Genomic DNA, 1,485 nt, shown 5'->3' on the forward strand with positions numbered 1-1,485 from the left:
TAGCCGTTCTTGCCGCCGTACTTGAACGCGTCGCAGGTCGGCTGCGGCACCGTCTCCCACACCGACTCCTGCGCGCCGCGCTGGAAGGTGTTCATTTGATGAGCATCGGCTGGTCGGTCGGGTTCGAGATAGTGACAGTCCCGGACCCCGACGTGCCGCCCTCCAGCTTCCACCCGTCGAGCTCGTCGTCCTGGAACCACATCGGTTGCCCGGCGATCGCGGTCATCGGTACGGTGCCGTGACCGGTCAGGCGCGGATCTTTGTCTGACGCGAAGTCCGGGTTCTCGGACAGCTGGAGCAGCAGATCCCGTGAGCCGGACCGTTCGGTGGTGATCCGCATCCGAGTCTGAGATCCGTTGGGGTCCCACGGATCGATTTCGTAGTCCCAAGCCTTGCGCCATCGGGAGTCGTTCTCCTCCCATTCCTCGGACGAGTCTCCGAGAATTTCGACGCCGAACACGACTTCGCGTTGGTTAATGCGTTTACCTCGGTAGCTGCCGCCGATCTGGAAGGCCGAAGACTTCCAGATCGTCGACACCGGTGCGTCGTAAATGCCTCGCGGGTTGGTGGACAGGTACACCCCTTCGGCGCCCTGACCCTCACCCGCGAGGCAGAAGTACGACCCGTCGCAACCGAAGATTTCCACCTTCGCTGTCGAATCGAACAACTAACTCCACCTCGCCCCGTGCTGCAGGGCCAGCTGCGCCGCATAGGTTTTCGCTTTCGCGAATGCCTCTTCGACAGACTGGACCTGAATGTTGATGGTTGTGGACTGGTCGACCGGGGCAGCGCCGTCGCCGGCGTAAATCTGGTCCGGTCGATTGGTGGTGCCGACGTTGTACTGCGACCCGGCGGTGAGACCGGGAGCAGCACCCGCCGACGGCACTGTGGCCTTCGACGCCTGCTCAAAGGCCTGTCGGTAGTAGCTGTTCGGATCGATGGGAGTGCCCTTGAGCCCGAAGATTTCGAGCAGAGCGTCCTGACCGATCTTGCCGACGTCCTTGCCGTATTTATCCAGGCGTGTGTTCATGTACGCCTGCGGATCGAACGCCGCCGCACCCGGAACTGGTGCTGCCGGATCACCTGCGAGAGCAGGTGCTACCGACGGCGATTCGGGTGTGGTCAGCGGTTGACCTGTCACGGCCGGGATGTACTGCTGCAGCAACCGCCACTGATCGTCCGTGAACACGACTTCGGGCTTTCCGGAGAGGTTGAAACCGAAGGTCTTGTCCTTGAAGACCCCGCCCTGGTCGTAGCCGGCACCGGTCAACGCTGCGACACCTTGCCCACCGAACTTCGGGTCACGAAGCAGGTAGTTCAGCGACGCACGGAGATTCGATTCCGGATCCCAGATGTCGTCGAACCCTGGGTCCTTGTACGACTGGAACGTCGGGTCGATGACCTGAGCGAGACCTTTCGATGGGAACGCAATCGCGCAGGTCTCCTGTGGGTACGTCTCGCGTAGTCAGTGGGCGGCGATCGTCG

2 protein-coding genes and 1 pseudogene are annotated in these 1,485 nt (G+C 62.2%); all 3 read right to left on the reverse strand.

Annotated features, from left to right (window positions below; translation table 11 throughout):
- Nucleotides 1-95 (reverse strand): annotated as a pseudogene (locus ABT116_RS45695) (glycoside hydrolase family 48 protein); the annotation flags it as partial.
- Entirely contained in the window at nucleotides 92-667 is a 576-nt protein-coding gene (locus ABT116_RS45700) for a hypothetical protein (RefSeq protein ID WP_351647048.1), read from the reverse strand. The pseudogene ABT116_RS45695 and the gene ABT116_RS45700, both read right to left, overlap by 4 nt.
- Nucleotides 668-1,270, reverse strand: a complete 603-nt coding sequence (locus ABT116_RS45705) for a hypothetical protein (RefSeq protein WP_351647052.1) — start codon at nucleotides 1,268-1,270, stop codon at nucleotides 668-670.
- Between the last annotated feature and the right edge of the window lie 215 nt (nucleotides 1,271-1,485).

The sequence above is a fragment of the Streptomyces sp. NPDC002130 genome, from assembly GCF_040296465.1.
In the GTDB taxonomy this organism is placed as follows: domain Bacteria; phylum Actinomycetota; class Actinomycetes; order Streptomycetales; family Streptomycetaceae; genus Streptomyces.